The 7,969-nt window shown below is 72.0% G+C and carries 5 protein-coding genes and 1 pseudogene; 1 reads left to right on the top strand and 5 read right to left on the bottom strand.

Features of this window, described 5'->3' with window-relative positions:
- The 4 genes and pseudogenes from ACWCO3_RS27860 to recN all read right to left on the bottom strand — a co-directional run.
- A pseudogene (locus ACWCO3_RS27860) lies at nucleotides 1-242 on the bottom strand (hypothetical protein); the annotation flags it as partial.
- A 73-nt stretch (nucleotides 243-315) separates the two neighbouring features.
- A complete protein-coding gene (locus ACWCO3_RS27855; RefSeq protein WP_145783534.1) occupies nucleotides 316-1,257 on the bottom strand; it encodes a copper transporter in 942 nt (313 codons plus the stop codon).
- 27 nt (nucleotides 1,258-1,284) lie between these two features.
- Nucleotides 1,285-2,463, bottom strand: a complete 1,179-nt coding sequence (steA, locus tag ACWCO3_RS27850) for a putative cytokinetic ring protein SteA (protein WP_088991766.1) — start codon at nucleotides 2,461-2,463, stop codon at nucleotides 1,285-1,287.
- A 119-nt stretch (nucleotides 2,464-2,582) separates the two neighbouring features.
- Nucleotides 2,583-4,340 carry a DNA repair protein RecN gene (gene recN / locus ACWCO3_RS27845; RefSeq protein WP_145785738.1) on the bottom strand — a complete coding sequence of 586 codons (1,758 nt, stop codon included), beginning with the start codon at nucleotides 4,338-4,340 and terminating at the stop codon, nucleotides 2,583-2,585.
- A gap of 89 nt (nucleotides 4,341-4,429) precedes the next feature.
- On the opposite strand from recN, the gene ACWCO3_RS27840 reads away from it, so the two are divergent.
- Nucleotides 4,430-5,449: a helix-turn-helix domain-containing protein gene (locus ACWCO3_RS27840; RefSeq protein WP_358077988.1), complete on the top strand. Its 1,020-nt coding sequence runs from the start codon at nucleotides 4,430-4,432 to the stop codon at nucleotides 5,447-5,449.
- Nucleotides 5,450-5,496: 47 nt separating this feature from the next.
- On the opposite strand, the gene ACWCO3_RS27835 is transcribed toward ACWCO3_RS27840, so the two are convergent.
- A complete protein-coding gene (locus tag ACWCO3_RS27835; RefSeq protein WP_450012846.1) occupies nucleotides 5,497-7,881 on the bottom strand; it encodes a S8 family serine peptidase in 2,385 nt (794 codons plus the stop codon).
- Between the last annotated feature and the right edge of the window lie 88 nt (nucleotides 7,882-7,969).

Here is a 7,969-nt window from a genome sequence, read left to right as displayed (position 1 = left end):
GCCCGCACTTCTGCAACGCCTGGATGATCCGCACCTTGTGCGCCGGGGTGCAGCGGGCCACCACGTCGGTGTTGGCCAGTCGGTCGGGCGAGCGCCGGCCCGGCGGCCAGGCTGACCGTGCGGCCCCGGAAGTTGGTGCGCTCCAACGCCGGCCCGGCCGGCGAGGTACGGACCTCGCGCAGCGCGTACCGGGCCGCCGCGGCGCCAGCGCCGACGAGCAGCAGCCGACCAAGCGTCCTCATGCCGCCACCCTGCTGCGCGTCAGGCCCGCCAGCTCACGCGCGTCGATTACGGACACCGGGGTACGTCGTTCGCTCACTGGGGCAGTCTAGGCAGCAGGGACGGCGCGTTGTCGCCGACGCCGTACTGCCCGGCCTTCTTCTCGGTGAGCTGCTCCACCAGGGCGAGGCTGGTGACCAGCTGACCCTGCACCGTGTTGGCGTTGTCGACCGTGGAGATGGTCTGGGCGAGCACCGGGTCACCACGGACCACGGACACCAGGTTGCCGCCGACGGAGCCCTTCCCGGCCACCACGATCGACCCGGTACGGTCGAACTGCTCGGCGATCTTGACGACCGACTCGTCCCGCTTCTCGGAGTCCTTGTCGACGTACGGCTGGCCGCTGACCACCACGACCGCCTCCGCCGAGCCGGTGACCTTGTTGTTGTCGGTGGTCAGGTAGCCGGCGTTGTTGTAGGCGGCGAGCACCGCCCGCCGGTCGGCGTCACTGACCGGCGCGACACCCTGCGGACGGTCCAGCAGGACGCTGGCCAGCAACGCGCTGGACGTCTCCACACCGTGCCCGTTGCCCGGCAGGCCGGTGGTCTGCGCGGTGGGGCGGGCGGCGGTGACGGCCAACTCCAGCAGGTTGGTGTTGTTGTCCGGGTTGATGAACTTGTCCTGCAACTCGACCCGGCCGGTGAGGGTGGCGCCGGCCTGCTGGAGCTTCTTGAGCACGCCCTCGGTGTGGTCGCGCCCGTTGGGCAGCGTCAGCACCAGCACGCGGCGCCCGGTCAGGGTGCCGGGGAGGATGACCTGCGAGATCTCCTCGGCGAAGTCCTCCTCCAGCGCGAGCTGCTTCTCCATGTTGTTGACCTGCTGGCGCCAGTTCTGGTTGTCCTTACGCAGCCCGGTGACCTGTCCCTCGAGCGAGTCGGCGACCGGGCCGTTGAGGGCGGCTGTGCCGACCACCAAGCCGATCGCCAGAGCCAGGAAGACCGCGGTGAGGGACACCACGTGGTAGCGGAAGTTGATCACGCTTGCAGCCTCTTGATCGGTCGGGAACTAGAAGAGCCGGTACAGCTGGAACACGAGATTGTCCCACCACTCGGCGACCACGCCCAGGTACGCCTTCCCGACTGTCGACACGGCCACCGCGGACGCCATCGCCGCGATCGCCGACAGCACCAGCAACAACAACGACGAACCGGAGATGCTCTGCCGGTAGAGCCGGCTCACACCCTTGGCATCGACCAGCTTGCCACCGACCTTGAGCCGGGTCAGGAACGTCGAGGCCATGCCACCGCGCCCCTTGTCCAGGAACTCGACCAGGGTGGCGTGGGTGCCGACCGCGACCAGCAGCGAGGCGCCCTTCTCGTCGGCGAGCAGCATCGCCAGGTCCTCGCTGGTTGCCGCGGCCGGGAAGGTGATCGCCGGGACGCCGAGACCGTTGACCCGGGGCAGGCCGGGCGCCCGCCCGTCCGGGTACGCGTGCACGATCACCTCGGCGCCGCAGCGCAGCACGTCGTCGGTGACCGAATCCATGTCCCCGATGATCATGTCGGGGGTGTACCCGGCCTCGACCAGCGCGTCCGCGCCGCCGTCGACGCCGATGAGCACCGGCTTGAACTCCCGGATGTACGGGCGCAGCACGTCCAGGTCGGCCTTGTAGTCGTAGCCGCGCACCACGATCAGGCAGTGCCGACCCTGCATCTGGGTCTCGATGTCCGGAACGCCCACACCGTCGAGCAGCAGGTCGCGCTCCTGGCGCAGGTAGTCCATCGTGTTGGCGGCGAACGCCTCCAACTGCACCGACAGACCCTCCCGGGCGTCGGCCATCGCCTTGGCGACCGACTCGGCGTCCTGCAGGCTGCCGTGGGCCACCGGCTCGTCACCGGCGAAGACGGTGTTGCCCTCGATGCGGACCTGGTCGCCCTCGCGGATCCGCTCGAAGACACCCTCGCCGAGGTCGTCGAGGAGCGGAATGCCGGCGGCGATCAACACCTCCGGGCCGAGGTTCGGGTAACGGCCGGACACCGAGGGCTTCGCGTTGAGCACCGCCCCGACACCGACAGCGACGAGCGAATCGGCCGCCACCCGGTCCAGGTCGACGTGGTCGATGACCGCGATGTCACCGGGGCGCAGCCGGCCGACCAGCCGTTTCGTCCGGCGATCAAGGCGCGCGGTGCCGAGGACTCTGCCCGGCTCGGGGTTCCGGTTCCGGCGCAACGTGGGTAGACGCATCGTGACCATCCTGGCATGTGAGGCAGGCTTTTCTGTCGCGACATGCCTGAGCAGGGCCGCCTACCCAGGGAAGCACACGTCGGCACAAGCCGGTGTGCTTGCGCTCACAATACGCGGCGTCACAACCGCCTTTCCTTGGCGGCCACGGCCAGAAGCTCCTCGGCGTGAGCGATACCCAGATCCGAATCCGGCAAACCCGCCAACATCCGGGCCAACTCCCGAGCCCGCTCGGTGTCCTCCACGACCCGCACACCGCTGGTCGTCACCGCACCACCGGTGTCCTTCGCCACCACCAGGTGCCGGTCGGCGAACGCCGCCACCTGCGGCAGGTGCGTGACGACCAACACCTGGTGACTACGCGCCAACCGGGCCAACCGCCGGCCGATCTCCACCGCCGCCTGACCACCCACACCCGCGTCGACCTCGTCGAAGACCAACGTGGGCGGCCCGCCCGACCCGGCGAACACCACCTCGATCGCCAGCATCACCCGGGACAACTCACCACCGGACGCCCCGCGCTGCAACGGCAACGACGGCGCGCCCGGGTGGGCCAGCAACCGCAGCTCCACCTCGTCACCGCCGTCCGACGTGACACCCACCTCGACCCCGTTGACCGACAACGTGGGCTCGGAACGCCCCGCCGGCCGCGGCAGCACCGCCACCTCGATCCGCGCGTGCGGCATGGCCAACCCGGCCAGCTCCACGGTGACCTGGTCGGCGAAACGCAACGCCGCCTCCTGCCGGGACGCCGACACCCGCCCGGCCAGGTCCGCCACCTCGACCGCGAGCCGCTGACCCTCCCGCTCCAACTCGTCCAGCAGATCGTCGGAGGTGTCCAGGTCGGACAGTCGCGTCCGCGCCCGATCAGCCCAGGCGATCACCCCGTCGACGTCGTCGGCGTACTTACGGGTCAGGGCGCGCAGCGCCGCCCGCCGCTCGTAGACGTGCTGCAACCGGGCCGGATCCGCGTCGAGCGTCGCCAGGTACGCCGACAGCTCCGCCGACACGTCGGTGACCAGCGTCGCCGCCTCCTCCAGACGCGACGCCAGGTCACCCAGCGCCGGGTCGGTGCCCGCCTGCGCCTCCAGGGTCCGCCGTGCGGTGCCGAGCAACGCCGCCGCGTCCGGTGTCTCGTCGGTGGCCTCCGCGCCACCCGCCACACACTGCTGGGCGATCTGCGCGGCCGTCCGCAGCCCCTCGGCGTGCTCCAGCCGCTGCGCCTCGGTCTTCAGCTCGTCGTCCTCACCGGGCTGCGGATCCACCCGGGTGATCTCGTCGAGGCCCAGCCGCAGCAGGTCGGCCTCCTGATTGCGCTCGCGGGCGTTGCGCCGCCGGTCGGCCAGGTCGTCGACCACCCGCCGCCACCCCGTGTACGCCTCCCGCAACGCGTCGAGCAGCTTCTCGTGCTCCGGGCCGGCGAACCGGTCCAACGCGGCCCGCTGTTCGGCCGGGCGCAGCAACCGCAACTGGTCGGACTGCCCGTGCACGGCGACCGCCTGCTCGCCGACCTCACCGAGCATCGACACCGGCATGCTCCGACCGCCGACGTGGGCACGCGAGCGCCCCTCCACCGTCACCGTGCGGCTCAGCAGCACCGAGCCGTCCTCGTCGGGCTCCCCACCGGCCTCGGTGATCCGCGCGTGCACGGTGTCGGCGACCCGCCCGACCAGACGCAACCGCCCCTCGACCACCGCCCGGCCGGGTTGGGCACGAACCCGCCCGGCGTCGGCCCGGCCACCGAAGAGCAGGCCGAGGCCGGTGACCACCATCGTCTTGCCCGCACCGGTCTCGCCGGTGATGACGTTCATCCCGCCGGTCAACGGCAGCGTGGTGTCGTCGATGACGCCCAGTCCGGTGATACGCAGCTCTTCCAGCACAGCCACCGACAGTAGACGCGAGGGGCGACAGTTGACCAGCCGACGGGCCCCGGCACGGCCGGCACCCGGCCGACGTACAGTTCTGCCCCGTGTTGGACGTGATCGGCCTGACCTCGGCTGAGGAGGAGCTCTACCGCTGCCTGCTCCAGCTCACCGCGGCGCGCGTCGACGACCTCGCCCGCCGCCTGCACCGACCGCGCGAGCAGGTCGTCGCCCAGATCGAGGCGCTGCGCGCCAAGGGACTGGTACAGCCCACCGACATCGACCCGGACGCGCCCCTGCGCCCGACCGCCCCGGACGTCGCCCTCGGCGGGGCGCTCCTGCGTCGCCAGGAGGACCTGGAGGCCGCCCGACGCCGGGTCACCCAACTCGCCGAGGAGTACCGGTCCGGGCTACGCCGGCACCACGTCGACCACCTCGTCGAGGTGATCGTCGGAGCCCGGGTTCTCCGCGACCGCCTGCGCGACCTGCAGAACTCGGCGCGTACCGAGGTGCTGTGGTTCTGCCGCGCCAACCCCCTGGCCATGGCCGGCCCGGAGAACGTCGAGGAGTTCGACGCGCTGGCCCGCGGCGTGAGCTACCGCGCCATCTACGAACGTGACCTGCTGCTGGAACCGGGAGCCTTGGCCGACCTGGCCAAGGGCGTCGCCGCCGGCGAGCAGGCCCGGGTGCTCGACCGGCTGCCCGTCCGACTGGCCATCGTGGACGCCAGCACCGCCATCTGCCCGTTGGTGCCCGACCGCGACGGCGGGGAGCCGAGCGCCGCCGTGATCGGCCGCAGCCAACTGCTCGACGCGCTGCTCGCCCTCTTCGAGAGCCACTGGCGGGTCGCCACCCGACTGCGCCTCGACGATCCCCTCACCGTCGCCGCGACCGAGGGTCGGCGGCCGGACCCCGAGGACCGTCCCGGCGACGGCTACCAGCCCGACGCCGACGAGGCACGGCTGCTGTCGCTGTTCGTGGCCGGCGTCCCCGACAAGTCCATCGCCTCGCAGCTCGGGGTGAGCCGCCGGACCGTGCAACGACGCATCGCCGACCTGATGGCCGCCGCCGGGGTGGACACCCGACCCGGGCTGGCGTTCCAGGTCGCCCGACGCGGCTGGCTCTGACCGAGCCGGGGCGGGGCGGCTCGTGGCCACCCCACCCCGGCCTCCGATCAGCGCAGCCCGTACGCCTGGAGCACCGTCTGGTCGACGGTGTTCCCGGCCCGGTCGGCGGCGTGCACCCGCAACGACACCGTTCCGCGTCCCGCCGGCACGGTCACGGTGTACCGGGTGCCCGACCCCTTGGTGTGCGCGTCACGCCAGGTGACTCCCCCGTCGAAGGAGACCTGCACCCGGACGCTGGTGCCGGTCGGCGCGGGCACACCGGTCGGCTGACGCAGGGTCAGCGCCACCTGGTGCGGGCGGTTGCCGCGTACCGTGCCGAGAAGGTCGGCCGGCACCTGGTAGTCCACCTGCAACAGCGACAACGGCGTGGCGGCCCCGCCCGCCGGACGCGCCGAGGTGAACTCCCAGGCCGTGTCGGTACGGGTGCCGTAACGCCACTCGGCCGAGGACCGCTTCGTGGTCAGGTCCAGCCGGTAGCGGGCCCGACCCGGGGTGGCGGGCACCGGCGCCCACCCGCCGGACAGGTCGGCGACCTGCTTCCCGTCCCGACTGACCCGGGCCTCGACGGTGTCCGACTCCTCACTGTTGCCAGCCACTGCGTAGTGCCCACCCGCGTCGACGAACTCGGGCACCCGCAGGTCCAGGCTGTCCCCGGTGCGGGTGGGCACCGGCGCCCCGCTGGCCGGCACGGCCGGGCGGACCACCAGCGCGTGCCAGGTCTCGGTCTCCCGGTCGTCGGCGGCGTACCGTCGGGGCTCCTGGGTCAGACCGCCGGTCAGGTGCCCCCACTGCATGAACATCTGCTTGTGCAGCACCCGGTGCTGCCACCAGTTGTCGCCGGCACTGACGAACTCCTGCCGGGTGGTGCCGTTGCGGACCAGGCGCTGGTCGTCGTTCCAGGCGTACTCCTGCCACGGACGCCAACCGAACCGCTCCTCGGTGGCCCAACCGGCGCCCATGTCGCCGTAGCTCGCGGTCACCTCCGCGGTGTTCTTCGCGGTCACCGTGTGCACGATCCGCTCCGGCACCCGACCCTTCGACACCTGCCACACGTCGTACAGGTAGGGGCTGTCCACTGTCAGCGTCAGGTCGATCGTCGCCCGGCCCTTACGCGCCGCCGCGATCAGCCGCTGCCCGTCGTCGTACGCGACCACCATCGCCGGGATCGGCAGCCGCTCTCCGGCGGGCCGCCAGACCGTCCACGCGCTCTGGTCCTCCGGACGGACGATCAGCACCGCGGCGGCGCCGGCTGCCGCGGCGGCGGCCACCTGCTCCTCCTCCGAGCGGTTCGGATCCGCGCCGAGCAGCACGGCGGCACCCCGCACCCGGGTCAGCTCGGCGGGGGTGCCGGTGCCGGCCCAGACCAGCGGCAGCTTCCGCCGACCGGTCGGCGCCGGCGACGTACCCAACAGGTTGATGTCCGACGGACCGGACACCCCGCTGATCATCGCGTCCACCATGGGAGCGACGAGCTGCCAACGCGAGGCGAACTCGAACTCGCCCTGTCGCACCTGGCGGGTCGGCGTGACGTTGACCTGCTGAACGGTGCTGTAGGCCATCACCCCGTGGTCGATCTGCCGACCGTTGCCCAACACCCGGTGCACGTAGTAGCTGAGCGTGGCCCGCTGCTCGCTGGGCTTCGGCGTCTCGATGCGTACCGGCGTGCCCTTGCGCGCGTCGAGCACCACTGTCAGGTCCCGGTCGACGGTCACCTCCGGCTCGATCATCTGGGTCATCTGCTCGTCCAGGGGGACGCCGTGCGTGAGCAGCGCGGTCAGCACGTACGTGCCCTCCTCGACCTGCAGGGTGCCCTCGCCACCCCACATGCCCCAGAAGTCCGACTCGGGCTGCTCACCGAAGAAGGTCAACCCCGGCGAGAGGCCCGGCTGACCCTGCCGGTCCAGCAGCTTGATGGTGACAAGGTGCTGCGGACCGCTGACGGTGAGCCCGACCGGGGTACGCACGGCGACGCCGTCCGTGCCGGTCGCCACCAGCCAGCCGCCGTGCGGGCCCCGGGCCAGCTTCGCCGGGTCGGCGCGCAGCGGCACGGCCACACTGCCACCCGCCGGCACGGTCACGTCGCCGGAGGTCACGGCGACCCCGTCGGGCTCGGCCGCTCCGGTGTCCAGGTTGCGCAGGTCCAGGGCCAGCCGCAGGGTCTGCGCGGTCTTCGTGCCGTTGGTGTACGTCACGGTCCGCTCGACCGCCGCACCGCCGGTGGAGATCCGGCCGAAGTCCGCGGTGGCCGACGCGTACACCTGCTGCTTGAGCGCCCGCGCCACGTCGACCCGACCGCCGCCCTGCTCGAAGACGGTCAGCGCCGGGTTCGCCTTCGTGGTGCTGACGAGGGCGTCCTTGAGCTTCCCGGCAGCCCAGTCCGGGTGTTCCTGGGCGAGGATCGCCGCGGCGCCGGCCACGTGCGGGGTGGCCATCGAGGTGCCCTTCGCTCCGCGCAACGGCCCGGAGTTCCACCGGGTGCTCGATCCGGCCGGCACCCTGCTCGTGGTCACGCCGGACGCC

The organism is Micromonospora sp. NPDC002411 (assembly GCF_053592955.1).
This window is presented reverse-complemented; position numbering and strand designations above follow the sequence as displayed.

Bases quoted from the DNA above. Each gene is read 5' to 3' on its own strand.
- steA (WP_088991766.1), bottom strand. From the start codon at position 2,463: ATGCGTCTACCCACGTTGCGCCGGAACCGGAACCCCGAGCCGGGCAGA.
- ACWCO3_RS27835 (WP_450012846.1), bottom strand. From the start codon at position 7,881: ATGGCCACCCCGCACGTGGCCGGCGCCGCGGCGATCCTCGCCCAGGAA.